Origin of the sequence: Micromonospora ferruginea (assembly GCF_013694245.2) — a bacterium.
GTDB classification, from domain to species: domain Bacteria; phylum Actinomycetota; class Actinomycetes; order Mycobacteriales; family Micromonosporaceae; genus Micromonospora; species Micromonospora robiginosa.
On the sequence record NZ_CP059322.2, the window covers coordinates 6,640,522 to 6,666,581 of the forward strand.

General features: G+C 73.1%; 22 protein-coding genes. 12 read left to right on the forward strand and 10 right to left on the reverse strand.

The features are described 5' to 3' along the window. The first annotated feature begins 47 nt into the window (after positions 1-47). From H1D33_RS29990 to H1D33_RS30015, 6 genes are all read left to right on the forward strand, one after another. A complete protein-coding gene (locus H1D33_RS29990) occupies positions 48-1,112 on the forward strand; it encodes an alpha/beta hydrolase (RefSeq protein WP_181570012.1) in 1,065 nt (354 codons plus the stop codon). Between the two features lie 123 nt (positions 1,113-1,235). After that, complete coding sequence (locus H1D33_RS29995; protein WP_181570011.1) at positions 1,236-3,026, forward strand: 3-hydroxyacyl-CoA dehydrogenase family protein; 1,791 nt, start codon at positions 1,236-1,238, stop codon at positions 3,024-3,026. 40 nt (positions 3,027-3,066) lie between these two features. Beyond that, a complete protein-coding gene (locus H1D33_RS30000) occupies positions 3,067-3,561 on the forward strand; it encodes a SigE family RNA polymerase sigma factor (protein ID WP_181570010.1) in 495 nt (164 codons plus the stop codon). After that, positions 3,558-4,592 carry a hypothetical protein gene (locus H1D33_RS30005; protein ID WP_181570009.1) on the forward strand — a complete coding sequence of 345 codons (1,035 nt, stop codon included), beginning with the start codon at positions 3,558-3,560 and terminating at the stop codon, positions 4,590-4,592. The genes H1D33_RS30000 and H1D33_RS30005 overlap by 4 nt, the downstream gene beginning before the upstream one ends. Before the next feature lie 57 nt (positions 4,593-4,649). Further along, on the forward strand, positions 4,650-4,976 hold the full coding sequence (locus H1D33_RS30010) for a hypothetical protein (RefSeq protein ID WP_396765263.1): 327 nt from the start codon (positions 4,650-4,652) through the stop codon (positions 4,974-4,976). A 66-nt stretch (positions 4,977-5,042) separates the two neighbouring features. Then, positions 5,043-5,852 carry an alpha/beta hydrolase gene (locus H1D33_RS30015; protein WP_181570008.1) on the forward strand — a complete coding sequence of 270 codons (810 nt, stop codon included), beginning with the start codon at positions 5,043-5,045 and terminating at the stop codon, positions 5,850-5,852. A gap of 4 nt (positions 5,853-5,856) precedes the next feature. On the opposite strand, the gene H1D33_RS30020 is transcribed toward H1D33_RS30015, so the two are convergent. The 5 genes from H1D33_RS30020 to mce form a co-directional block, all read right to left on the reverse strand. Further along, the gene (locus H1D33_RS30020; RefSeq protein WP_181572532.1) at positions 5,857-7,056 is read right to left on the reverse strand and encodes an AI-2E family transporter; all 1,200 of its coding nucleotides are present in this window, start codon (positions 7,054-7,056) and stop codon (positions 5,857-5,859) included. 562 nt (positions 7,057-7,618) lie between these two features. Beyond that, positions 7,619-9,652, reverse strand: a complete 2,034-nt coding sequence (locus H1D33_RS30025; RefSeq protein WP_181570007.1) for a coiled-coil domain-containing protein — start codon at positions 9,650-9,652, stop codon at positions 7,619-7,621. Positions 9,653-9,823: 171 nt separating this feature from the next. Beyond that, complete coding sequence (locus tag H1D33_RS30030; protein ID WP_181570006.1) at positions 9,824-11,077, reverse strand: DivIVA domain-containing protein; 1,254 nt, start codon at positions 11,075-11,077, stop codon at positions 9,824-9,826. A gap of 263 nt (positions 11,078-11,340) precedes the next feature. Continuing rightward, complete coding sequence (gene ccrA / locus H1D33_RS30035) at positions 11,341-12,696, reverse strand: crotonyl-CoA carboxylase/reductase (RefSeq protein ID WP_181570005.1); 1,356 nt, start codon at positions 12,694-12,696, stop codon at positions 11,341-11,343. 297 nt (positions 12,697-12,993) lie between these two features. Further along, positions 12,994-13,458, reverse strand: coding sequence for a methylmalonyl-CoA epimerase (mce, locus tag H1D33_RS30040; RefSeq protein ID WP_181570004.1), 465 nt, complete (start codon positions 13,456-13,458; stop codon positions 12,994-12,996). Positions 13,459-13,520: 62 nt separating this feature from the next. On the opposite strand from mce, the gene H1D33_RS30045 reads away from it, so the two are divergent. The 6 genes from H1D33_RS30045 (at position 13,521) to H1D33_RS30070 (ending at position 20,441) form a co-directional block, all read left to right on the forward strand. Continuing rightward, entirely contained in the window at positions 13,521-14,720 is a 1,200-nt protein-coding gene (locus H1D33_RS30045) for an acetyl-CoA C-acetyltransferase (RefSeq protein ID WP_181570003.1), read from the forward strand. 5 nt (positions 14,721-14,725) lie between these two features. Further along, positions 14,726-15,709, forward strand: a complete 984-nt coding sequence (gene meaB, locus H1D33_RS30050; RefSeq protein WP_246412111.1) for a methylmalonyl Co-A mutase-associated GTPase MeaB — start codon at positions 14,726-14,728, stop codon at positions 15,707-15,709. 65 nt (positions 15,710-15,774) lie between these two features. Continuing rightward, positions 15,775-16,188, forward strand: a complete 414-nt coding sequence (locus tag H1D33_RS30055) for an Asp23/Gls24 family envelope stress response protein (RefSeq protein ID WP_181570001.1) — start codon at positions 15,775-15,777, stop codon at positions 16,186-16,188. Positions 16,189-16,415: 227 nt separating this feature from the next. Beyond that, positions 16,416-18,104: a coenzyme B12-dependent isobutyryl-CoA mutase large subunit gene (locus H1D33_RS30060; protein WP_181570000.1), complete on the forward strand. Its 1,689-nt coding sequence runs from the start codon at positions 16,416-16,418 to the stop codon at positions 18,102-18,104. Between the two features lie 139 nt (positions 18,105-18,243). Continuing rightward, positions 18,244-19,161, forward strand: a complete 918-nt coding sequence (locus H1D33_RS30065) for a tetratricopeptide repeat protein (protein ID WP_181569999.1) — start codon at positions 18,244-18,246, stop codon at positions 19,159-19,161. Between the two features lie 65 nt (positions 19,162-19,226). After that, positions 19,227-20,441, forward strand: coding sequence for an arginase family protein (locus H1D33_RS30070; RefSeq protein WP_246411782.1), 1,215 nt, complete (start codon positions 19,227-19,229; stop codon positions 20,439-20,441). A gap of 94 nt (positions 20,442-20,535) precedes the next feature. On the opposite strand, the gene H1D33_RS30075 is transcribed toward H1D33_RS30070, so the two are convergent. The 5 genes from H1D33_RS30075 to H1D33_RS30095 form a co-directional block, all read right to left on the reverse strand. Further along, complete coding sequence (locus H1D33_RS30075; RefSeq protein WP_181569998.1) at positions 20,536-21,306, reverse strand: 2OG-Fe(II) oxygenase; 771 nt, start codon at positions 21,304-21,306, stop codon at positions 20,536-20,538. Between the two features lie 2 nt (positions 21,307-21,308). Continuing rightward, on the reverse strand, positions 21,309-22,094 hold the full coding sequence (locus H1D33_RS30080) for a PhzF family phenazine biosynthesis protein (RefSeq protein WP_181569997.1): 786 nt from the start codon (positions 22,092-22,094) through the stop codon (positions 21,309-21,311). Further along, positions 22,091-22,279 carry a hypothetical protein gene (locus H1D33_RS30085; protein ID WP_181569996.1) on the reverse strand — a complete coding sequence of 63 codons (189 nt, stop codon included), beginning with the start codon at positions 22,277-22,279 and terminating at the stop codon, positions 22,091-22,093. Before H1D33_RS30085 ends, H1D33_RS30080 begins: the two co-directional genes overlap by 4 nt. A 150-nt stretch (positions 22,280-22,429) precedes the next feature. Beyond that, positions 22,430-25,387 (reverse strand): alpha/beta hydrolase, encoded by a 2,958-nt coding sequence (locus H1D33_RS30090; protein WP_181569995.1) that lies wholly within the window; start codon positions 25,385-25,387, stop codon positions 22,430-22,432. After that, a complete protein-coding gene (locus H1D33_RS30095; protein ID WP_181569994.1) occupies positions 25,384-25,782 on the reverse strand; it encodes a hypothetical protein in 399 nt (132 codons plus the stop codon). The genes H1D33_RS30090 and H1D33_RS30095 overlap by 4 nt, the downstream gene beginning before the upstream one ends. Positions 25,783-26,060: the final 278 nt, after the last annotated feature.

The following is a 26,060-nucleotide window of genomic DNA, read 5'->3' on the forward strand; positions in this document are numbered from 1 at the left end:
CTGCCGGCCACATGGTGACCGGCCGGTTGGTGTGCCAGCATGCCCGGATGCGGAGCGCACGGCAGACGGTCCAGGCCAACGGCATCACCCAGGCGGTCCGGGTGGCCGGCCCGGTCGACGGCGTGCCGGTGCTGTTGGTGCACGGCAACGTCTCGTCGTCGGCGTTCTGGGAGCCGCTGCTGCCCCGGCTGCCGGAGACGCTCCAGGTAATCGCCCCCGACCTGCGCGGATACGGCGAGACCGACACCGTCCCGGTCGACGCCACCCGAGGGCTCGGTGACTTCGCCGACGACGTGGCCGCCCTGCTCGACGCCCCCGGGCTGTTCGCGCCCGGCGCCCGGCCGGTGGTGGTCGGGCACTCGCTCGGCGGCGGGGTGGCCATGCGCCTGCTCGTCGACCACCCGGAGCGGGTGGCCGGGCTGCTGCTGGCGGCGCCGGTCTCGCCGTACGGCTTCGGCGGCACCCGGGACCTCGACGGCGCCCCCACCACGCCCGACTTCGCCGGCACCGGGGCGGGCGGCGCGAACCCCGACTTCGTGGCCCGGCTCGCCGCCGGCGACCGGGGCGCCGACGGCCCGACCAGCCCGCGCAACGTGCTGCGCGCCGCCTACGTGGCCGACCCGGCGTCGCTCGGCGAGCACGAGGACCTGCTGCTGGAGAGCATGCTGACCACCGCCACCGGGGACGACAACTACCCCGGCACCGCGGTCGGCTCGGCCCACTGGCCGGGCACCGCCGCCGGGCGGCGCGGCGTGCTCAACGCGCTGGCCCCGGCCCACTTCCGGCTCGCCGACGAGTTGGTCGCCGTGCCGGTCAAGCCGGCGGTGACCTGGGTACGCGGCGACGCCGACGTGATCGTGTCGGACACCTCGCTGTTCGACCTGGCGTACCTCGGTCAGCTCGGGATCGTGCCGGGCTGGCCCGGCGCCGACGCGTGCCCGCCGCAGCCGATGGTCGGCCAGACCCGCGCGGTGCTGGACCGGTACGCGGCGGCCGGCGGCGCCTACCGGGAGGTGGCGCTGCCGGGCTGCGGGCACAGCCCGCACCTGGAGCGGCCGGCCGAGTTCGTCGCCGAACTGCTGGCGCTCGCCGGGGTGGTCGCGTCCGCCTGACGGCGGGGTGCGTGAAATATCCCACGGCGTCTCGACAACACAGCGTCACGTGGCAGACTCCGGCGCATAACCTTAGCGGCCGTTCATGTCGGCAACGGCGGAGTCAACCGAGGGAGGCCGGTCGTGGCGCGCGAGTTCACCAGGGTTGGTGTGGTGGGTCTGGGCACCATGGGTGCCGGCATCGTCGAGGTGTTCGCCCGCAACGGCGTCGACGTGACCGCGGTGGAGATCTCCGACGCCGCGCTGGAGCGCGGCCGGGTCACGCTGACCGGCTCGACCGACCGCGCGGTGGCCAAGGGCAAGCTCGCCGAGGCCGACCGGGACGCCCTGATGTCACGGGTCGACTTCCGGGTCGGGCTGGACGCCCTGCACGACGTGGACCTGGTGATCGAGGCGGTCCCCGAGCACCTGGACCTCAAGCAGCGGATCTTCGCCGAGCTGGACCGGGTCTGCAAGCCCGAGGCCATCCTGGCCACCAACACCTCGTCGCTGAGCGTCACCGAGATCTCCGTCGCCACCACCCGGCCCAACCAGGTCATCGGCATCCACTTCTTCAACCCCGCCCCGGTGATGAAGCTCGTCGAGGTGGTCCGCACGGTGGTCACCTCGGCCGAGGTGGTGGCCGACGTGGAGGCGCTCTGCGAGCGGCTCGGCAAGGTCGACGTGACCATCAGCGACCGGGCCGGCTTCATCGCCAACGCGCTGCTCTTCGGCTACCTGAACCACGCGGTCGGCATGTTCGAGGCCCGCTACGCCACCCGCGAGGACATCGACGCCGCCATGAAGCTCGGCTGCGGCCTGCCGATGGGCCCGCTGGCGCTGATGGACCTGATCGGCCTGGACACCGCGTACGAGATCCTCGACACGATGTACCGGCGCGGCGGCCGGGACCGCCGGCACGCCCCGGCCCCGCTGCTCAAGCAGATGGTCACCGCCGGGCTACTCGGCCGGAAGTCCGGGCGCGGCTTCTACACCTACGAGCGGCCGGGCTCGCCGAAGGTCGTACCCGACGCGCAGACGCCGGTGAACGCGGACGCCGCGCTCGCCGACGGCGCCCGGGTGGTCGCCAAGGTGGGCGTGGTCGGCTCCGGGACCATGGCCACCGGCATCATCGAGGTCTTCGCCAAGGCCGGCTACGAGGTCATCTCGGTGACGCGGGGCGCGGAGAAGTCCGCCAAGGTCTGCGAGGCGGTCAAGACCTCGCTCAACAAGGGCGTGGTCCGGGGCAAGCTCGCCGAGGCCGACCGGGACGCCGCGATGGGGCGGATCACCTGGTCCGCCACGCTGGAGCACCTCGCCGACGTCGACCTGGTGGTCGAGGCCGTGGTCGAGGAGCTGAGCGTCAAGAAGGCGCTGTTCGCCAGCCTGGACGAGATCTGCAAGCCGGGCGTGGTGCTCGCCACCACCACCTCGTCGCTGCCGGTGATCGACGTGGCGATGGCCACCCAGCGGCCCGCCGACGTGATCGGCCTGCACTTCTTCAACCCGGCGCCGATCATGCCGCTGGTGGAGGTGGTCCAGACCATCCGCACCTCCGTCGAGACGTCGGCCACCGCCCGCGCGGTCTGCGCCGCGGTGGGCAAGACCGGCGTGGTCTGCGGCGACCGGTCCGGCTTCATCGTCAACGCGCTGCTCTTCCCGTACCTGAACGACGCGGTGCGGATGCTGGAGGCCAGCTACTCCACCGCCGACGACATCGACTACGCGATGAAGCTCGGCTGCGGCTACCCGATGGGCCCGTTCGAGCTGCTCGACGTGGTCGGCCTGGACGTCTCGCTGGCCATCCAGCGGGAGCTGTACCTGGAGCTGCGCGAGCCCGGCTTCGCCCCGGCGCCGCTGCTGGAGCACCTGGTCACCGCCGGCTACCTGGGCCGCAAGAGCGGCCGGGGCTTCCGCGACCACACCAACCGCTGAGCGGGTCAACAACCCGCGCCGGTGACGGCGTCGTGAGGGTGTGACCTTCGAGGAGTACGTCGGCAGCCGGGGCCCGGCCCTGTTGCGCCTGGCCCGGCTGCTGACCGGCGACGCGCACCGCGCCGAGGACCTGACCCAGGACGTGCTGGCCCGGGCGTACGTGCACTGGCGGCGGATCGCCCGCGCGGACCGGCCCGACGTCTACGTGCGCCGGATGCTGGTCAACGCCAACAACTCCTGGTGGCGGCGGCGCTCCAGCCGCGAGCTGGCGGTGGACACGTTCGCCGAGCGGCCCCACCGGGGCGACCTGGACGGCGAGGCGGCCGACCGGGACGAGATGTGGCGGCTGATCCGCGCCCTGCCCGACCGCCAGCGCGCCGTGCTCGTGCTGCGCTACTACGAGGATCTGGACGACCACACGATCGCCCAGATCCTCGACTGCTCCCCGGTCACCGTCCGCACCCACGCGATGCGGGCGCTCGCCCACCTCCGGGAGCGCTGCGGCGTCCCGACGACCAAGGGGAGCCGGCCGTGACCGACCTCGATGAGCGGATCGCCTCGGTGCTGCGGGAACGCGCCGACGGGGAGATCGACATGCGCCGGCTGACCACCCGGGCGGTCGTCGGCGGGCGGCGTCTTCGGCGTCGACGGCAGGCGCTGGTGGCGGTGGGCGTCGCCGTGATCGCACTGCTGGGCGGCGCCGCGGCCGTCGGTCCCGGGCTGGGCCGACCGTTCCTCCCGACGGGGTCGGGCGGGGTGGCTCCACCCCTGCTGCCGTCGGTGCCGGGGGCCGCCGAGGCGCCGGCGGCGGTCGGCACCGACGGCGGGGTGCTGCACTTCGGCATCGACGCGCGCAAGGCGCGCTACCTGAGGTGGCAGGTGGCGGGTGCCATCGAGAGCGTCAGCCTGGATGTGGGGGAGGGACGACCGGTCGTCGTCGAGCTGACCAACTCTCCGGACGCGCTGCGGCTGTCGAGCGCCGAGGGGGTGCCGTTCGACGTGAGCAGCCTGGCCGTGGCGGGGGCGTTCGACGGCAGTACCACCCGGCTGACCGTCGCGGGCATGCCGCTCTGGGTCCGGCAGTGGCAGCCCGCACCTGGTCTGTACGCGCGGGCCAGCATCTCGGCCGGCGCTGATGCGGGACTCGCCACCGCGGCGGAGGCGCTGCGGCTGACCGAGGCCCGTCGGTGCACCGCTCCGGTCCGACTCTCGGCGTTTCCGGACGGCGCGCGGCTCTCCAGTTGCTCAGTCGACGTCGACACCTTTCCGAAGCTGCTCAACGTCCGGTTGAGCGTCGGCGGCCCGGGCGACGAGGTGATGACCGTCTCGTACCTCTACACGGACGAAGCCGCGCCGACCTACTCACCCGGCAACACGAGCATCGGCGGGCGGCCCGCCTATCTCTATCCGAAAGGGGACCGGTTGGAGCTGCTCGGTTTCCCGAAGTCGCGCCTGCTGGCCGACTTCGGCTGGCCGCAGTCCGGCTTCGACCGGCAGGACGCCGCACTGGTCCTCGGCGGGGCGGACGTCGCGTCGAACCCCACCGATCCGGCGACCTGGAACTGAGGCCGGTACCCGCCCGGCCCGGGCCGGGCGGGTACCCGAACCGTACGCTTGGCGACTGTGAGTCCCCGTCGCAATCGGCCCCGCCGGGAAGAAGGCCCCGGCCTGGACGCCGAACGAGCCCGGCACGGCGTGCCGACCGTGCAGCAGTGGCGCGACGGCGACTGGCAGGTACGCGCGATCAGCGGCGGCGCGTCCGCCAAGACGTACCGGTGTCCCGGCTGTGACCAGGAGATCCGACCGGGCGTGCCGCACCTGGTGGCCTGGCCGGCCGACGACCGGGGTGACCTGACCGACCGCCGGCACTGGCACAGCGGTTGCTGGCGGGCCCGGGAACGCCGCGCCCCCAACCTCCAGCGTGGGCGCGGCGCCCCCCGCCACGGCTGAGCGATCTGGATCACCCGGTTCCCGCCCCGGCGGGCGGCCGGGCCGGCGACGCGGGAGACTGGCGGGGTGAGCACTCCGATCCGCGCGTCGTCGATCCTGCCCGGCCGCCGGGAGGACATCGAGCTGCACACCGCCGACGGCCTGACGCTCGTCGGCGAGCTGGCCCGGCCGCTGGACCGCGAGCCGGTCGGCACGCTGATCTGCCTGCACCCGCTGCCCACCCACGGCGGGATGATGGACAGCCACGTGTTCCGCAAGGCGGCCTGGCGGCTGCCCGCGCTGGCCGACCTGGCCGTGCTCCGGTTCAACACCCGGGGCACCAGCAGCGTCCGGGGCACCAGCGAGGGGGCGTTCGACAACGCCGTTGGCGAGCGGTTCGACGTGGCCGCCGCGATCGAGTACGCCGAGTTCCACGAGCTGCCCAACATCTGGCTGGTGGGCTGGTCGTTCGGCACCGACCTGGCGTTGAAGCACGGCTGCGACCCGGCGGTGGCCGGCGCGATCCTGCTCTCCCCGCCGCTGCGCTTCTCCGCCCCGGAGGACCTGACGGTCTGGGCCGAGTCGGGCCGGCCGCTCACCGCCCTGGTGCCGGAGTTCGACGACTACCTGCGCCCGGAGGAGGCCCGCCGGCGGTTCGCCGCGATTCCGCAGGCCGAGGTGGTCGGTGTGGACGGCGCCAAGCACCTCTGGGTGGGCGACGCGGAGCGGGTGCTCGACGAGATCGTCCGGCGGGTCGCCCCGGACGCGCCGCTGCCACTGCCGACCACCTGGGACGGCCCGATGGAGACCGGCGACGTCAGCTCGTACGCCGACCGCACGGTGGCCGCGTTCGCCGACACCCCGGTCCCCGGCCCGGCCCAGCGCAGCGCCGACTGACGGCTCAGCGCGAGTCCTGCCGGGGCAGCACCACCTCGCGCAGGATCAACTGCAACGCGGCCACCGTGGGGATGGCGATCAACGCGCCCACCACGCCCAGCAGCGACACCCCGAGGAGCGCGGCGAGCAGCGCGGCCACCTCGTTGACCGACACCGCCCGGCGCATGATCTTCGGGTAGATCAGGTAGTTCTCCACCTGCTGGTAGACCACGAAGAACACCAGGCAGGCGATGCCCACCGGCAGGTCGGTGGCGAGGCCGACCAGGGTCACCACCACCGCGCCCAGGGTCGCGCCGATCTGCGGGATCAGGTCGGTCACCGCCACCACCACGGCCAGCGCGAACGGGTACGGCAGACCGACCACGACCGCGAACACGAACGTGCTCGCCCCGGCCAGCACCGCGATGGCCAGCGCGCCGACCATGTACGCGCCGACCCGGGTGAGGATCTCGTCGCCGATCAGCCGCACCCGCTCCCGGCGTGAGCGCGGCACCAGCGCGTACCCGAGGTCGCGCAGCCTGTCGAAGTAGGCCAGGAAGTAGATCGTCAGCACCAGCACGGTCAGCACCCGGAAGATCGTGCCGAAGATCAGTTGCGCGCCGCCGAGCACGCCGCCGAGCGCCCGGCCGACGGTGTCCGCGTTCGCCGCCGACCGGACCCGCTCCATCACGTCGTAGCGGACCACGAGGTCGTTGACGGTGGGATTGCGGCGCAGGTCCTCCACGTACCCGGGCAGTTGCTGGACGAACTGCCCGGACTGGGTCACCACCGGCGGCACCAGCGCCAGCAGCCCGCCGACGATCAGCAGCACCACGGTCAGCGTCACCACCGCCACGGCCAGCCCGTGCGGCAGCCCCCAGCGCTGCAACCGGACCACCGCCGGGTGCAGGCCGACCGCCAGGAAGAGCGCGATCACCACCAGGACCAGGATGCCGGCCGCGTTGCGGACGCCCAGGAACACCGCGTACGCCAGCAGCACGCCGAGCGCGCCGGTGAACCCGACCAGGAAGCTGTTGCGCCGCAGCGGTCGTCCCGGCACGCCGAAGCGTCCGGAGGGCTCGAACTCACCCGGCTCGACCTCGTTGACGTCGCTTCCGGTCGGGGTTGTCGGGCCGGGCGCGGTGCGGGCGGCGCCGGTCCTTCCGGTCGGGGTCACCGGGCCGGGTCCGGTGCGGGCGGCGCCGGTCCTTCCGGTCGGGGTCACCGGGCCGGGTCCGGTGCGGGCGGCGCCGGTGCTTCCGACCGGCGTCACCGGGCCGGTTCCGGTGCGGGCGTGGGCGGCTGCGCCGGAACCCGGAGGCCGGGCGGGAGCGGTGTCCGCCGGGGCGGCCTCGTCCGGCGGTGTCGGCGCGCGGTCCGGGTCGTTCTGCGCCGGCCCCGGCTCCTCGCGCAACGCCTCGAACGGGTCGTCGTCCTCCGGCGCGGCGGATCCCTCCTGCGACACCGTGCCTCCCCGCTCCCCGTCACCCCGCCCGGCTCGGCGGAGCGCTCCTGAGCCGCCCGCGCGCTGCCGACGCCGCGGCCCTCGCCCCGCAGGGTAGTGGCCGACACCCGCGCCGACCATCCCGTCACCACTCCGCGCCCGCTCAGCCCGGTTGATCATGAAGTTGACGGCGCGGGAAGCGCTTCCCGAGGCGGTCAACTTCATGATCAACGGAGCCTGGCGGGCCTGCCGGGGTGGGTGGGGGCGGGTGATCAAGGAGTTTGCGTCCTTGGGGGAGATCGACTTCGACATGCACTCCTTGATCAATTCGGAGGTGGCCGGGTCAGTCCTTGTCGACGGTGACGGCGCTGGGCTTGGCGCTGCGCTCGTCCGTGGTGGGCTTGGTCGGGCGCTTGCCGTTCTCGCCGGTGCTGGTGATCTTCGTGGGGGTGGCGTCCCGGCCGCCCTCACCCGGCACGGCGGCCACGGTCGGCTCACCGTCGACACCCGCGCCGACGGCCGAGTCCATCGTCGTCACCGGCTCGGCGATCGGCTTCGCCTGCCCGGCCTCCGCCGGCTCGCCGGTCGTCCGGTCCCCGCCCTTGTCCGGCCCGGCGCCGTTGGCCGCCACCGCGGCCGTGCCCTTCGCCGTGCCGCTGCCGGCCAGGGCCCCGCTGCCCACGGGCACGCCGTCGCCCGTCGGCCGGCCGCCGTTGGCGGCGGTGGCGAGGTCACCGGGGTCGACCGGGGTGGCCGCGATGCCGGCCGAGTCGGCGTCCCGGCGCAACGCGGTGAGCCGGTTCTCCAGGTCGTCGGACTCCTGCCGGGACTTCCATGTCTCGGTGCGCAGGTCGGCCAGCTCCTGCTGCGCCTTGGCGATCTCCAGCATCACCCCGGCGAGCTGCTGCCGGCCGGCGGCCACCTCCTGCTGGGTGGCGGCGAGGTGCTGCTGGGTGGTGGCCAGGTGCTGCTGGGTGGTGGCCGCGTACTCCTCGAACTGACGACGCGAGGCCGCGACGTGCTCGTCTGCCTTGCGGCGCTGCTCGGTGGCGCTCGCCTCGGCCCGGCGCAGCAGCTCGGCGGCCTCCAGCTCGGCCTGCTGCCGCATGGTCAGCGCGTCTTCCTCGGCGGCCTGGCGGATGCTCGCCGCGTTCCGCTCGATCTCGTCGCGCCGGGTCGCGTACGCCTGCTCCAGCTCCGCGTGCCGGCTGGTGTGCTGCTTGTCGAGGTCGTCGCGGCGCTTGGCGAACTCCTGCTCGGCGGCGGCGCGGCGCTGGGCCAGCTCCTTCTCCGCCTTCTCCCGCTGCCCGGCCACCTCCTTCTCCACCCCGGCCCGCCAGGCGCCCAGCTCCTGCTGGGTCTGGGCGCGGGACTGCTGCACGTACGCCTCGGTCTCGGTGCGCATCCGCTGCACGTACGCCTCGACCTCGGCGCGGTTGCGCTTGCCGGCCTCGGCGGCCTCGGTGGTGAGCCGGTTGGCCTCGGTGCGGGCCCGGCCGCGGGTGGCCTTGGCGGCCTCCTCCGCGTCGTCCACGACCTTCTTCGCCTCGGCCAGCGCCTTGGCGTGGGTGGCGCGGCCGGCCTCGGCGGCGGCGTCGGTGAGCCGCTTGGCCTCCTGCTGGCCCTTGGCGTGCACCTCCTTGGCCGCCTCGCGGAGCTGGTTGGCCTCCTGCTGCGCCTTGGCCAGCGCCTCCTTGGCCGACTCGCGCAACCGGGCGGCCTCCTGCTGGGCGCGGGAGTGGATCTCCTTGGCGGTGTCCCGGAGCTGGGTGGCCTCCTGCTGGGCCTTGGCCAGCGCGTCCTGCGCGGTCCGGCGCAGCTTCTCGGCCTCGTCCTGGGCGGCCGTACGCAGCTTCGCGGACTCGTCCTTGGCGGCCTTCAGCGTGGCGTCGGCCTCGGCCCGGCGGGCGGCGGTGTGCCGCTCCTCCTCCGCGCGGCGGGCGGCGAGCGCGATCTCGAAGTCCTTGAGGGCCTGCGCGGCCTGCTCCCGGGCCTCCTCGACGATGTGCTCGGCGGCGGCCCGGCGGGCCTCGATCTCCTCGTTCGCGGCGGCGAGGATGTCGTCGGCCTGCTCCTCGGCCATGGTGAGGATCTGCTCGACCCGGGGACCGAGGTGGCGGAACGAGGCGCGGTCGACCACGCCCACCTGCTTGCGCACCTGGGCGAGGTCGCGTTGCAGCACCTCGACCTGGCCGGCCAGCTTGTGGATCTGGGTGTACGCCTGCTCCCGCTCGGTGGTCAGCGCCGAGATCTCGTGCTCCGCGCGGGCGACGTAGCGGTCGACCTGTCGTTTCTCATATCCCCGCAGCGCGGACTCGAAGCTGGGTTCCGTGGTCACGTCCCCGCCGAGCGCGAACAGTTCCTCGCCGTGCGACATGCCCCCATCCTCACACGCATCCGGCTCTGTGGGGGCGATACGGACGCCCCTTCTGGGACCTACTTCACCCTCGTGGCGAAACGGGCCGGAGAAAGCATGACGGCGCGGGGTGGCACCGGTGACCCGGTGTCACCCCGCGCCGCGGCTCATGCCCCGTCAGCGGGTGGTGGCTCAGCCGGCCGACTCGGCCGTGACCTTCTGCCCGGCGGCGTCGGCCTTCGGCGCCTCGGCCTTGTTGCCGCCCGCCGGCACGCCCGGCACGATGCCGGCCAGGCCGGAGAGCATCTGCCCGAGCTGCGAGGTCACCGCGTCCTTCTGGCGGGTGAGGTCCTCGACCTCACGGCGGGCCGCCTGGGTGGTCAGCTCGGCCTCGGTGCGGGCCTCGTTGAGCACCCGCTGCGACTCGGCCCGGGCCTCGCTCAGCGTCTTGTCGGCCAGCGCCTTGGCCTTGTCGACGGTGTCGTTGGCGGTGCGCTCGGACTCGACCCGGCGGGCCTCGGCGCGCTGCTCGATCTCCTTCGCCCGCTCCTGGGCGGCCCGGGCCCGCTGCTCGGCCTCGTTGACCATCTTCTGGGTCTGGCTGACCTGGGCGGCGTGCCGCGCCGACTCCTCGCGCTCGGCCTTCTCGCGCCGCTCGGCGAGCTGCAGCTCCAGGGCCTGCAGGTCCTTGTCGCGCTTGTCACGGGCGTCGGTGAGCAGCTTGGTCGCCTCGGCCCGCTTCTCCTCGGCCTCCCGGGCCGCCTTGGCCCGCTGCTGGGTGATCTCCCGCTCGGCGGTGGCGCGCAGGGTGGCGACCTCCCGCTCGACGGTCGACTTCAGCTCGGCCACCTCGTGCGCGGTGACCGTACGAAGCTGCTTGGTCTCGCGGTCGGCGTCGGCGCGCAGCGTGTCCGCCTCCCGGCGGGCCTGCACGCGCACCTCGGCGGCCTCGCGCTCGGCGGCGGTGCGGACGCTGCCGGCCTCGCGCTCGGCGGTGGCCTTCATCGCGGCCGCCTCGGCGCGTGCCTTGTCGGTGATCTCCCGGGCCTCGAGGCGGGCGGCGGAGAGGATGCCCTCCGACTCGCGCTTGGCCTCGTTGCGGTGGTCGTTGGCCTGCTCCTCGGCCAGCCGGAGGATCTGCTCGACGCGGGTGCCCAGGCCGGAGAGGGTCGGCCGGCTGTTCTCCTCGAGCTGCTTGTTGGTCTCGGTCAGCTTCTGCTCGAGTGCGCCCTGGCGCTGCTCGGCCTGCCGGAGCCGGCGCTGGGCGTCGTTCATCCGCTGCTCGGCCTCGGCGCGGGCCTGCTCGGACTGGCTCAGGGCGGCGGTCAGCCGGCCGATGAAGTCGTCGACCTGGTTGGTGTTGTATCCGCGCAGGCCAACAGTGAAATCGGGCTGTGAGTTCGCGTTATCGAAGAACGCAAGAGGGGAGGACTGCTGCTGGGGCATTGGGACATACTCGCAGACGCCCCAGGGTGGTTCGCAAGAGTGGTCGGCAGCTTTCGCGTCCTCTTTACATGGTCAACTCGCACGACCGGTGGGACCGGACCAACCGGCGATCTTGGCAGGTCCCGGGCGCGGCGGGTGCGCGGCGGCGGTGACCGGAAAGGGCCGCGGGTCGGCACCCGCGGCCCTTTGTCCGCATGACTGTCTTCACGCCAGTCGAATGGCGTCACGGTCGGCCGGAAAGGCAATCCGGCCCCGCCGTACGGTCAGTGCCCGCGGAACCTGTTGATCGCGCTTTCGTGGCGGGCGCGCAGCTCGGAGTCCCGAACCCCGAGGCCGTCGGTGGGCGCCAGGCAGCGCACGCCGACCTTGCCCTGGTGCGCGTTGCGGTGCACCTCGTACGCGGCCTGGCCGGTCTGCTCCAGCGGGTACGTCTTCGACACGGTCGGGTGCACCTTGCCGAGCGCGACCAGCCGGTTGGCCTGCCACGCCTCGTGGTAGTTGGCGAAGTGGCTGCCGACGATGCGCTTGAGGTGCATCCACAGGTAGCGGTTGTCGTACTGGTGCAGGAAGCCGCTGGTGGACGCGCAGGTGACGATCGTGCCGCCCTTCTTGGCGACGTAGACGCTGGCGCCGAACGTCTCCCGGCCCGGGTGCTCGAACACGATGTCCGGGTCCTCGCCGCCGGTCAGCTCGCGGATCCGCTCGCCGAACCGCCGCCACTCGTCCTGGTCCTGCGTGTTCTCGTCGGACCAGAACCGGAAGCCCTCGGCGGTGCGGTCGATGACCAGCTCGGCGCCCATCTTCCGGCACAGCTCGGCCTTCTCCGGCGAGGAGACCACGCAGACCGGGATCGCGCCGCCGTTGAGCGCCATCTGGGTGGCGTACCCGCCCAGGCCGCCGGAGGCGCCCCAGATCAGCACCACGTCGCCCTGCTTCATGTTGGCGCCGTGGTGCGAGACGAGCTGCCGGTACGCGGTGGAGTTGACCAGCCCGGGGCTGGCCGCCTCCTCCCAGCTCAGGTGGCGCGGCTTCGGCATGAGCTGGTTGGCCTTGACCACGCACAGCTCGGCCAGGCCGCCGAAGTTGGTCTCGAAGCCCCAGATCCGCTGCTGCGGGTCGAGCATCGTGTCGTCGTGGCCGGCGGCGTCCTCCAGCTCGACCGACAGGCAGTGCGCGACCACCTCGTCGCCGGCCTTCCACCGGGTCACGCCGGGTCCGGTCCGCAGCACCACGCCGGCCGCGTCCGAGCCGACCACGTGGTACGGCAGGTCGTGCCGGCGGGTCAGCTCGGAGAGCCGGCCGTAGCGCTGGAGGAACTTGAACGTGGGCAGCGGCTCGAAGATGCTCGTCCACACCGTGTTGTAGTTGATCGCGCTGGCCATCACCGCGACCAGGGCCTCGCCCGGGCCCAGCTCGGGGGTGGGCACCTCCTGGACGTGCAGTGCCTTGCGCGGGTCCTTGTCCCGGGTGGCCATGCCGTCGAACATGCGGGTGTCCTCGGCCCGGACCACCACGCCGCGGTAGCTCTCCGGCACCGGAAGCCCGGCCAGGCCGGCGAGTTCCCGCTCCGGCCGCGCCGAGCCCTCCGCCGCCATGATCGCTTCAAGGATGTCCTGCACGGTGACCTCCCGTTCGTCAGCACCCGCACCGGGGGCAGGGGTGCTGCCATCGTCGGCGCCGGTGCGACGGGACCGCCATGTCGGCAATCGACACATCCGGCACCGGTCGCGCTCCTGTGGGGCGGGACGTTACTGAACGGTAGCTTGGGCGGGAAGCCCTCTGTGAAAAACTGCATCGGCCGATGCGTGGAGATGTCCGTGGGAACGTGAAACCGCGCATGGCCGCGCGGCTTCCCACTTGTTAGGAGGGGGCCCTTGTTAACAGACGGGTGTTAACAAGGGCCCCCTCCTTACACCTCAGGCGGGCTGGACCAGCTCGATCAGCACGCCGCCGGCGTCCTTCGGGTGCACGAAGTTGACCCGGGAGTCCGACGTCCCGCGCCGGGGGGCCTCGTAGAGCAGCCGGACGCCACGCTCGCGCAGCGCCGCGCAGGCCACGTCGATGTCCGCCACGGTGTAGGCGACCTGCTGGATGCCCGGGCCGCGCTTGTCCAGGAACTTGCCGATCGTGGTGTCCGGCGAGAGCGGGGCGAGCAACTGCACCATGCCGCCCGAGGCGTCCGGTCCGACCGCCAGCATCGCCTCGCGTACGCCCTGCTCGTCGTTCGTCTCGGTGTGCACGCAGCGCATGCCGAAGGTGCGCTGGTAGAAGTCGATCGCGGCGTCCAGGTCCGCGACCGCGATCCCGACGTGGTCGATGCGGCGCAGACCGATGTCTGTGACAAACTCGGCAGCGGGCTCGACGGAGGAGTTCTCAGCCATGGCGCTAGTCTGACCGAACAATCGTTAAGGCGTACAGGTCGGCACCCCCCTCGGAGGCAGGCATGGCTTCGGTGATCGTCAGCGGCGCGCGGACCCCGATGGGGCGCCTGCTGGGCAACCTCAAGGACCTCCCGGCGACCAGGCTCGGTGGCATCGCGATCAAGGCGGCGCTGGAGCGCGCCGGCGTGGCACCCGACCAGGTGCAGTACGTGATCATGGGGCAGGTGCTCCAGGCCGGCGCCGGCCAGATCCCGGCGCGGCAGGCGGCCGTGGAGGCCGGCATCCCGATGTCCACCCCGGCGCTGACCATCAACAAGGTCTGCCTCTCCGGGCTGGACGCGATCGCGCTGGCCGACCAGCTCATCCGGGCCGGCGAGTTCGACGTCGTGGTCGCCGGCGGCATGGAGTCGATGACCAACGCCCCGCACCTGCTGCTCGGCCAGCGCTCCGGCTACAAGTACGGCGACGTGACGGTCAAGGACCACATGGCCCTCGACGGCCTCACCGACGCCTGGGACTGCTGCTCGATGGGCGAGTCCACCGAGCGCCACGGCGCGCGGCACGGCATCACCCGCGAGGAGCAGGACACCTTCGCGGCCACCAGCCACCAGCGTGCCGCCGCCGCGCAGAAGAACGGCCACTTCGCCGAGGAGATCACCCCGGTGATCATCCCGCAGCGCAAGGGCGACCCGGTGGTGATCAGCGAGGACGAGGGCATCCGGCCGGACACCACCGCCGAGTCGCTGGGCCGGCTGCGGCCCGCCTTCGCCAAGGACGGGACCATCACCGCCGGCAGCTCCTCGCCGATCTCCGACGGCGCCGCCGCCGTGGTCGTGATGAGCAAGGCCAAGGCGACCGAGCTGGGGCTCACCTGGCTGGCCGAGATCGGCGCGCACGGCAACGTGGCCGGGCCGGACAACTCCCTGCACTCGCAGCCGTCCAACGCCATCAACCACGCCCTGAAGAAGGGCGGCCTGGGCCTCGACGACCTCGACCTCATCGAGATCAACGAGGCGTTCGCGGCGGTCGGCATCCAGTCCAGCCGTGACCTCGGCATCAGCGCGGACAAGGTCAACGTCAACGGCGGCGCGATCGCGCTCGGCCACCCGATCGGCATGTCCGGCGCCCGGCTGGTGCTCACCCTCGCGCTGGAGCTGAAGCGTCGGGGCGGCGGCACCGGGGCGGCCGCGCTCTGCGGCGGCGGCGGTCAGGGCGACGCGCTGATCATCCACGTGCCGACGGGCGGCGAGTCGCACGCGTGAGTGACGTGACCATCCCGGCCACCGGTCCGGTGCGCCGCAGCCGGGACGTACCCCTGCTGGTCGAGCGGGCCCGCGCGGGCGACCCCCGCGCGGTCGCCCGGCTGATCACCCTGGTCGAGTCCGGCGACGAGGTGCTGCCGCAGGTCGCGGCCGCGCTGGCGCCCTACGCCGGGCACGCCCAGGTGGTCGGCCTGACCGGTTCGCCGGGCGTGGGCAAGTCGACCACCACGAACGAGCTGGTACGCGCGCTGCGGGCGCGCGGTCACCGGGTCGGCGTGCTGGCCATCGACCCGTCCAGCCCGTTCACCGGCGGGGCGATCCTCGGCGACCGGGTCCGGATGCAGGACCACGCCACCGACCCCGGTGTCTACATCCGCTCCATGTCCAGCCGGGGCCACCTCGGCGGGCTCTCCGCCGCGACGCCCCAGGCGGTCCGCGTGCTGGAGGGTGCCGGCTGCGACGTGGTGCTGGTCGAGACGGTCGGGGTCGGGCAGGCCGAGGTGGAGGTGGCCTCGCTGGCCGACACCACGCTGGTGCTGCTCGCCCCGGGCATGGGCGACGCGATCCAGGCGGTCAAGGCCGGCATCCTGGAGATCGCCGACGTCTTCGTGGTCAACAAGGCCGACCGGGACGGCGTCGACGCCACCGTGCGCGACATCCAGGGCATGATCGCGCTCGGCGAGCGCGCGCCGGGGGAGTGGCGTCCGCAGGTGGTGCGCGCGATCGCCGCCCGCGCCGAGGGCATCGACGACATCGCGGCCGCGATCGACAAGCACCGCGACTGGCTGGAGCGCCACGACGAGCTGCGCCGCCGCCGGGAGGCGCGGGCCGCCGCCGAGATCGAGGCCATCGCGCTGGGCACGCTGCGGAACCGCATCGGCTCGCTGCGCGACGGTACGCAGCTCGCCACGCTCGCCGCCCAGGTGGCCAAGGGCGCCACCGACCCGTACGCGGCGGCCGACGAACTGGTGGCCCAGCTCGGCTCCTGACCCACCACGCTCCCGGGGCTTGTACGCTCCCGGGGTCGGTTCGGGCGAGGGGATGGGGATCAGGCGTGGAGCACGAGGCTACGCAGGAGCTGTCGAGGACGCCGGACGCCACGGCGGGCGGGACGACGCACGTCGCCGACGAGGTGGTGGAGAAGATCGCGGTGGCCGCCGCGAAGTCCGTGCCCGGCGTGGCCGAGCTGGGCGGCGACGTGGCCCGGTTCTTCAACGCCGTGTTCGACCGGGTCGGGCTGGACCAGCTCGGCGACGCCCGGCGCGGCTGCTCGGCGCACGTCACCGACGGCGCGGCCGTGGTCAACCTGGTCATCGTGATCGACGGCGGTCACCCGGTCCCGCAGGTCACCGACGGGGTGCGGGCCGCGGTCACGTCCGCGGTCGAGGCCTACGGCCTGCGCGTCGACGAGATCAACATCCGGGTGGACGACGTCGCGATCGGCGATCCCGGCGAATCCGTGCGCTGACCGGCGGTCCCGCCGCCAGGCGTGAATCTTGGTACGGGGGCGCCCCTGGAGGGGCCATCTCATACCAAGATCTCCGCAGGGGTGAGCGCGGGCGATGCCTGCGATCTTCGGATGGTCTGCCGAAGAGCGCTGCTCCGGGTTACCGGCCGGTACGCACATCCTTAGCGATCGTTCAGGCTGGCGTTCTACACTCGGTCTTCACGAGGACCCGAGGAGGAGCTCCGCGCATGGACGCTGACGAGATCGCCGCTGGCCGGGCCCGCTGGCAGGCCCGCTACGACGCCGCCCGCAAGCGCGACGCGGACTTCACCACGCTCTCCGGCCTGTCGGTCGACCCGGTGTACGGCCCGCCGGAGGGGACCGCGTACCCCGGTTTCGAGCGGATCGGCTGGCCGGGCGAGTTCCCGTACACCCGGGGGTTGCACCCGACCGGCTACCGCGGACGGGCCTGGACCATCCGGCAGTTCGCCGGCTTCGGCAACGCCCGGCAGACGAACGAGCGCTACAAGATGATCCTCGGCGCCGGTGGCGGCGGGCTCTCCGTCGCCTTCGACATGCCGACGCTGATGGGCCGCGACTCGGACGACCCGCAGTCGCTCGGCGAGGTCGGCCACTGCGGCGTGGCCATCGACTCGGCCGCCGACATGGAGGTGCTCTTCGACGGCATCGACCTGGCCGGGGTGACCACCTCGATGACCATCTCCGGCCCGGCCGTGCCGGTGTTCTGCATGTACCTGGTCGCCGCCGAGCGCCAGGGCGCCGACCTGTCCACGCTGGACGGCACGCTCCAGACGGACATCTTCAAGGAGTACATCGCGCAGAAGGAGTGGCTGTTCGACCCCGAGCCGCACCTGCGCCTGATCGGCGACCTGATGGAATACTGCGCCGCCGAGATCCCGCGCTACAAGCCGCTCTCGGTCTCCGGCTACCACATCCGCGAGGCCGGCTCGACCGCCGCGCAGGAGCTGGCGTACACGCTGGCCGACGGCTTCGGCTACGTCGAGCTGGGCCTGTCGCGCGGGCTGGACGTCAACGTCTTCGCCCCCGGGCTGAGCTTCTTCTTCGACTCCCACCTCGACTTCTTCGAGGAGATCGCCAAGTTCCGCGCCGCCCGCCGGATCTGGGCCCGCTGGCTGCGCGACGTCTACGGCGCCACCAGCGAGAAGGCGCAGTGGCTGCGGTTCCACACCCAGACCGCCGGGGTGTCGCTGACCGCGCAGCAGCCGGTCAACAACGTGGTACGCACCGCGGTGGAGGCCCTCGCGGCGGTGCTCGGCGGCACCAACTCGCTGCACACCAACGCGCTGGACGAGACGCTCGCGCTGCCCACCGACGAGTCCGCCGAGATCGCCCTGCGTACCCAGCAGGTGCTGATGGAGGAGACCGGGGTGACGAACGTGGCCGACCCGCTCGGCGGCGCCTGGTACGTCGAGGCGCTCACCGACCGGATCGAGGCCGAGGCGGAGGCGATCTTCGCCCGGATCAAGCAGCTCGGCGGCGACGGCCCGCACAAGATCGGCCCGATGACCTCGGGCATCCTGCGCGGCATCGAGGACGGCTGGTTCACCGGGCACATCGCCGAGTCGGCGTTCGCCTACCAGCAGGCGCTGGAGAAGGGCGACAAGAAGATCGTCGGCGTCAACTGCCACACCGGCACGGTCGCCAAGGAGCTGGAGATCCTGCGCATCTCGCACGAGGTGGAGCTGGAGCAGCGCCGGGTGCTGGCCGAGCGCAAGTCGGCCCGCGACGACGCCGCGGTCGGCGCCGCCGTACGCCGGATGGTGGAGGTCGGCCGGACCGGGGAGAACATGATCCCGGCGATGCTGGACGCGGTCCGCGCCGAGGCCACCCTGGGCGAGATCTGCGACGCGCTGCGCGCCGAGTGGGGCGTCTACCGCGAGCCCGCCCGCTTCTAGGTGCAAGGAGGGGCCCCCGCTTAACACACGTGTGTTAAGCGGGGGCCCCTCCTTGCACCTCTGAGCAGGGGGTGAGAGTCGCAACGTCGCCGTTGCGGCTGAGCGGAGTTCGGTGCGACACGTGCGAGACTAGACAACCATGAGCGACCCACGGATCACCTCGTCGATCTTCACCCGCGGCGCGGTCGACCTCAGCGCGCTGCGCACCCCCGCACCGGCCGACACCTCTCCCGCCACACCGTCCCAGGGCGGCCCGCCCACCGGGCTGCCGGGCAGCCCCGCCGGCTCGGCCGCCGTGATCGACGTGACCGAGGCGAACATCCAGTCCGAGGTGCTCGAACGCTCGCTCAGCACACCGGTCGTGGTCTTCTTCGGCGCCGCCGGCTACCCGGAGAGCGACCAGTTCGCCCCGGTGCTGGAGCGGCTGGCCGCCGAGGGCGCCGGAGCCTGGCTCCTGGCCCGGGTCGACGTGCAGCAGCAGCCCCGGCTCGCGCAGATGTTCCAGCTCCAGGCGCTGCCCACCACGTACGCCATCGTCGGCGGCCGTCCGGTCGACGCCTTCGGCGGCCCGCTGCCCGAGTCGGAGCTGCGCAAGTGGCTCCAGGCCGTGCTCAAGTCCGCCGGGGTCACCGTGGCCGAGCCGGAGGACCCGCGGCTCGACGCGGCCGACGACGCGCTGATGAGCGGCGACCTGGACGCCGCCGAGGCGGAATACCGCAAGATCCTGGCCGAGTCCCCGGCCGACGCGGCGGCGGAGGCCGGGCTGGCGCAGGTCGGGTTGGCCCGCCGGGTGTCCGGCGCCGACCCGCAGGGTGCGCTCGACGCCGCGGCCGCCGCCCCGGACGACGTGGACGCCCAGTTGCTGGCCGCCGACATCGAGGTGCTCAGCGGCCTGGCCGAGCAGGCCTACCAGCGGCTGGTCGGCGTGGTCCGCCGGACCGCCGGCGAGGAGCGGGACCGGGCACGCCAGCACCTGATCAGCCTGTTCACCATCGCCGGCCCGGACGACCCCGCGGTGGCCGCCGCCCGACGCGCACTGGCCAGCGCGTTGTTCTGAACCAGACGTACGCCCGCGCGGGCCGGCGCGCCGCCGGCCCGCCCGACCACCGAGGACGGGAGCCCATGATGCGCCGGATCGCCGTCCTCGACGCGCCGACGAACCTCGGGCTGCGCCCGCCCACGGCCAGCTCCGTTCCCGGCTGCGCCAAGGCGCCCGGCGCGCTGCGCGACCACGGCCTGCTGGCCCGGCTGCGCGCCCGCGACGCCGGCTGTCTCACCCCGCCCCGGTACGACCCCGGCGACTGGCGACCCGGCGACGGCGTCTGCCACGCGCCGGAGATCTCCACGTACTCGGCGGCGCTGGCCGACCGGATCGGCGCGATCATCGACCGTGGCGAGTTCCCGCTGGTGCTCGGCGGGGACTGCTCGGTGCTGCTCGGTTCGGCGCTGGCCATGCACCGGCTCGGCGAGGCGGTGGGCGGGCGGATCGGGCTGGTCTTCGTGGACGGCCACTCCGACTTTCGGCACCCCGGCAACGCCTCCTACGTCGGCGCGGCGGCGGGGGAGGACCTGGCGCTGGTCACCGGCCGGGGGCAGCCCGACCTGGCCGCGATCGAGGGGCGACGTCCCTACTTCCGCGACGTCGACGTGGTGGTGCTGGGCATCCGCGCGCAGGACGAGTACCGGCTCGACCTCCAGGCGGCCGGCATCACCACCCGCCCGGTGCCGGCGCTGCGCGCCGAGGGCGCGGCCCGGACCGCGCAGTGGGCGCACGAGCAGCTCGTGGACTGCGCCGGCTACTGGGTGCACATCGACGTCGACGTGCTCGACCCGGCGGTGATGCCCGCCGTCGACGCGCCCGACCCGGGCGGGATCGCCTTCGCCGAGCTGGAGATCCTGCTCGCCGGGCTGGTAGACACCCCGCACTGCCTCGGCGTCGAGCTGACCGTCTTCGACCCCGACTACGACCCGGACGGCGCGTACGCGGCGGAGATCGTCAACACCGTGGTGGCGGGCCTCGCCCCGGTCGTCGCCCCGGGCGCCCTGCCGCCCCGGCTGCTGCCGTCCGGCCCGGTCGCCCCGGGGCCCCGCGCGGGCAACGGCCGCCCGGAGCGCGGCGCGGTGCCCGTACCCGCCGTCGCGGTCGACCCGATCGGCCCGCCGGCGGCCGTCGACGGTTCCCGTCCGGGGGAGCCGGCCCTGCCGTGGCAGCCGGCGCCCGACGCGGAGGCACCCGGCGCGGCCGTCGGCCCCGGGTTGCTCCGCCGTGTCGCGGTGCCCGACGCGGACACCCCGCCGGCCGGGGACGGGCCGCCGGCCGCCGACGACCCGGCCTGAGCGGGGCCCGGCCTGAGCGGCGCCTGGTCTGAACGGCGCCTGGCCTGAGCGGCGCCTGGCCTGAGCGGCGGGGACGACGGCCCGGGGCGGGTGGTCAGGCGAACAGGACGAGTGGCCGGTCGGCGTCCCGGACGCCGACGAAGCAGGCGGCGGTCACCCGGGAGCCCTGCGCGACCCGGCGCACGCCGTGCACCCGTGCCGCGTCGAACATCAGCAGGTCGCCCTGGCCGGGCTCGCAGGACCAGTGCGGCTCGCCGAGCTGCTCCCGGTCGAGGCCGTAGTCGGTCCGACGCCGCGCGTCGTACGTGCCCTCGTCCGACCACAGCGACCAGAAATCGACCTGGCCGCCGTTGCCGCGCGGCGGCACCTCGAGGTAGACGTTGGTGCCGATCCGGCGGCGCAGCCCGTGTGCGGCCAGCAGCGGGATGGCCCGCTGGTCGATGTGCGGGTTGGCGTGCCCGCCGGCCGGCCAGCGGCGGATGACGCCGGGGAGCATCAGCCGCCCGTCGTGCCGGGCCACCGTGGCGCCGGCCGGCCACATCTCGTCCAGCCGCAGCCGTAGCTCGTCGAGGGGCGACAGGCGACCGGCGAAGATCTCCTCCCGCACCAGGGCGAGCGTGTCGGCGGCCGTCTCCAGGTAACGCCGCTCGTGCGCGGGGGACTCGGCCGCCTCGCCGATCGAGGTGCCGATGCTCTGGAAGTCGCCGGTCAGGGTGTAGCGCGCCCGCTCGCACGCCTCGACCACCCGGGGCAGCACCGCGCGGCAGGCCGGCGGCGGGTGGAAGCCGCGGACCCAGATGGCGTCCAGCGTCCCCTCGGCGAGCTGGGCGAGGGTGACCGCGTTCAGCTCCTCGGCGTGCTTCACGGTCAGACCAGGATCTCGCCGTGCCAGACGGTGACCGCCCGGCCGCCGAGGCGTATCCGGTCGCCGCGCCGGGACAGCCGCAGGGTGCCGCCGCGCGGGGAGAGCTGCTCGGCGATCAGGTCGTCGCGGCCCAGGCGCTCGGCCCACCAACTGCCGATGGTGCAGTGGGCGGAGCCGGTGACCGGGTCCTCCGGGACGCCGACCGCGGGATAGAAGCACCGGCTGACGATCCGGTCTCGGGACGTGTCGTGAGCGGTGAGGATGACCCCGCGGACCGGGATCGTGGCGAGCGCGGCCAGGTCGGGTCGGGCGGAGCGTACGTCGTCCGGCCCGCCGACCTCGACGAGCAGGTCGGACACCCCGCGAGTGACCGTGACGACGGTCGTGTGGTCGCCGAGGGCCCGGCGGAGCGCGTCCGGCGGGTCGACCGGGGCGGGCCGGTCCGCCGGGAAGTCCATCTCGATCCACCCGTCCGGGGAGACCGAGCAGGTCAGGTCGCCGCTGCGGGTGCGGAACCGGCTGTGGCCGCCGAGCACGTGCGCGGTGGCGAGGGTCGCGTGCCCGCACAGGTCGACCTCGACCGTCGGGGTGAACCAGCGCAGGTGCCACCAACCGTTCTCGGCGGGCAACGCGAACGCGGTTTCCGAATGCCGCATCTCGCTCGCCACGGACTGCATCCACGCGTCGTCGCGTTTCTCGTCGAGAATGACGACGCCGGCGGGATTACCGCGGAACGCTTGGTCGGTGAACGCGTCGACGACGAAGAGTCGGCTGCCGTCGGCGCTCATGCCCGCTCGGCCGACGTGTGCGCGCTCACCACCGCCGGGGTCCGGCCGCTGAAGTAGAGCTGCGGGTTGACCTCCAGCGCCACCTCGTACGCCTTGGCCATGTCGCGGGCGATCTGCCGGAGCGCCTCGGCGGGCCCCTGGTGGGCGCCGGTCGGTTCCGGCACGGCCTGGTCGTCGACGGACATTGGCGCCCCCCTGCGTCGAACGTTGTCCCTAGAGATTGATACGCCGCGGTCGCGAGGACAACCGCCATTCGGAGGATTCCATGAGTTCGATGCCCGACATTGTGTCGGCGCTGACGGAAATCCGTCTAACCGAAGATGTGTCACGTCTTTCTACTCGACGCCGCCGGCCTGTCGGGGCGCCACGTACGGGGCCAGTCGCGCGAGCGTCTCGCGGGTGACGACCGTGTCCGGGTGGCGTGCGCCGATCACCCGTTCGCGGTCCGCCAGCAGTCCGGTGAGCACCGCGCGGGCGGCGTTGACGTTTCCCTCGATCAGCACCTGCGCGAGCGTCCACCGCAGCAGCAGCACCTCCGGCTGGACCAACTCGTCGGGTCGCAGGCCGTCCAGGGCCGCGCGGAGCTGCATCTCCGCCTCGTCGAACCGGGAGAGGGCGAACAGGCAGCGGGCGAGGCTGTGCCGGACCAGCAGCGTCTCCGGTTCCGTCGGCGCCCAGTGCCGGAGCCGGATCGCGAGGATCTCCCGCAGCATCTCCTCGGCCTCCGCGGTCCGGCCCTGCAGGAGGACGGACCGGGCGAGCGAGTGTCGGATGATCATCGTGTCGGAGTGTTCCGGCCCGCGGACCTCGTCCTCGGCCGCGACGATCGCCCGGAGCTCCTTCTCCGCCTCGCTCCACCGGTTCTGCGCCATGATGGAGCGTGCCAGCTTGTGCCGACTGGCGAGCGTGTCGGGGTGCCGGACGCCCAGCAGCGCCTCCCGGGTGACGATGATGTCCCGCAGCATCTCCTCGGCCTCGGCGTGCCGCTGCTGTTCCAGCGCGGCCCGGGCCATCTCGTGGCGCAGCGCGAGGATCTCCCGGTCGGCCGGGCTCATCCCGTACGCCGAACAGTTCTCCACGACCGGGACGAGCATCTCCTCGGCCGAGCGCGCCAGGCCGGTGAGGAGCAGGTAGCGGGCGGTGAGCCGGACCAGTTCGAGCATGGCCAGCACGGTCAGCCGCTCGTACCGGATGCCGCTGCCCCGCAGGTAGTCCCGGGCCAGGCCGATGGTGTGCGGCGCCAGCAGGTACCAGCCGTCCCAGTCGGCGGTGGCGTCCGGGTTCAGGTCGCGGACCGCGGCGGTGAGCAGTTGCACGCAGAGGGCGTGGTAGTCGGTGGCCTGTCGACGCAACTCGCGGTCGTCCCGCATGATGCCGTGCACCAGGGGGTGCAGGGACAGCACGTGTCGGAAGTCCTCGATCCGCACGTCCGGCAGCTCGTCGGGGGCGAGCAGGGACAGGTCGGCCAGCCCCTCCAGGACGGTGAGCTGCTGCTGCGCGGTGAACTCGGAGAACAGTGGGGACCGTTTCAGCACGTCCTGGTCCAGCAGCCGGTGGTAGGGCACCGGGCCGACGCTCAGGCAGGCGAGGACGCGCAGCAGGTTGCCGGCCTGGGTGAGGCCGCGCCGGGCGAGCAGTTCCAGCGAGATGTCGAAGACCTGCGCGGTGACCCCGAGGCCGGTCATCTCGTCGAGCTTGGGCGCGCCGGGCGGCAGTTCGAGCCTCTGCTGGAGGTTGAGCCGGTAGCTCTCGAAGTCGCGCAGCACCTGCCGGCCCTGGTAGATCTGCGTGGTGTGGACGGACTTGAGATAGTCGCCCACCCCGCGCAGCGACAGCGGCAGCCCGCCGAGCGCCGCCGACAGCGCCCGCGCCTGTTCCACGGTGCCGGCCGCGCTGCCGGCGCGGGCCAGCAGCACCAACGCGCCCTCGTCGTCGGTGAGCGGTCGCACCGCGTGCCGCCGGGACCAGGCCGGCCAGGTGTTCCGGTCGCCGTCCCGGCTGGTGACGACGACGAGGTTCGCCGGGTCCTGCGGTGGGCGCAACCAGCCGCGGCCGTCGGTGAGGTCGTCGTCGACCGGGTCCAGCTCACGGGGGTCGTCGGCGTTGTCGATGATCAGCACCCACCGGCGCTCGGCGTTGTCGAGGAAGCGCCAGACCAGGTCGGTGGCGCTCGCGTCGCCCGACCAGGCCCGGTCGACGAGGCCGCTCGGCGCGCCGAGCCGGGTGGCCACCTCACGCATGTTGGAGCTGAGGCGCTGCGCCGAGACCCACCAGACCTGCCGGCCGGCGAGCCGGCAGCGGCGGGCCACCTCAAGCGCCAGGTAGCTCTTCCCGGAGCCGGGCAGCCCGTGCAGGACGTGCACCGACGAGGTCGTCCCGGCCGGCGCCCGCCCGCCCGAGATGATCTCCTCGATCAGTTCGTCCCGCCCGTAGAGCGGGGAGTCCAGGCGGCCGAGCGGCGGTTCGACCGAGATGCGCCCGGCCCGGTCCGGCCGGCTGCCGGCGGTCGCGGCGGTGGCGCCGGAGCCGGTGGGGACGGTGTTCGTGGCGGGGGCGGCGTCCGGCGGGACCTCGGCCACGGGCCGCTCGCCGGTTTCGGCGGCGGCGCGGATCTCCTTGCGTAGTGCCAGGTAGCGGGAATCGTCGCGGGTGGTCGGGCGGATCACCGTGAAATGGTCACCCTCCACCACCCCGCTCTCGGTGAATGATCCTTTCGCGATGAAGGGCGGAACGATGTTGTCGGACATGCCGGCATACGTGGAGATCGGCAACGGCCACTCGTGCGGGCCGGCATGGCGGGCCTGCAGCACGCCGCGTTGGAGCGCGGTGTAGGTCTCGGTGATCTCCTTGGTGAGTGGGCGCAATTCCCGTTCCTGGGGATTGCGCAGACGGCATGCCATTCGCCGCAACGAGCCGAGGAACTGCGACCCGTTGTTCGGGCAGGCGTACATCGCCACCCGCCGGATCCTCGCCAACTCGTGCCCGCCGCCGCGGGCCAGCGTCCGCACCAGGTAGCGCTGGATCACCAGCCCGCCCTGGCTGTGGGAGACCAGGACGATCCGGCTCGCGGAGCCGACCTCGTGGGCGAGGTAGGTGCCGAGCCGGTCCGCGATGTCGTCCAGGCGCGGGATCCGCCGGTCCGGTCGGAGCCGGACGATCCGGGAGTCGTACTCGAAGAAGTGGGTGCGCACCGAGGGCAACTCGGCGTCGTCGGTCAGCAGCCGATCCATCTGCTCCCACGCGCGGCGGGAGGAGAAGAGGCCGTGCACGAAGACCACGTCGACCGGGTTCATCGCGGTTCGTCCCGAGGGTCCGTCGGCGGTGTGGCGTCCCGCCCCACCGGCTCCGGTCCGGTCGCGGACACCACGTCCACCACGACGCGCGTGAACAGGGTGGCCAGCGCCAGCAGCACACAGACGGTCAGCACCGCCCGTGGCACCGGGCCGTCCGGCACCGCCTCGGCCAGCACCAGCACGGCCAGCCCGGTGCCGGCCATGATGGTGGCCACGATGAAAAGGGAATACGCGCGGACGCGCGGCCTGGTCCAGAAGAGAACGCCAGCCGGGTCGTCCCGCCGCAGCCGTCGGTTCTGCTCACGCAGGCGGTCCAGAAAACGGGACTCCCAGATCAGCGCGAGCAGGAGAACCGGAAGCACCTGTGCGGCCGTCGCGTAAAGGTCGGGGAACACGATTGCCCCTTTCCGCTGGTGTCCTGAAGCCGTATCGTGCAGCGATTCGACATTGGCAAGGATCGCACGAATGGGCAAACCTGTTCGGGCGTGCGGGTCGCGCGGAACGCGGATTAGTGGACCTGCCGGTAACACGTACCGTGGCGGCTTGCCGGCGCAATTACCGGCCATTTCTGCGGAGAGTCACCGGCGATCCGGGCGCGTGGGGCAGTCCCGCCGGTGGGACCGGGTGGCCGACCGTCGACGGATCCGCGGCGGTGACGCTCGGTGAGCGCTAC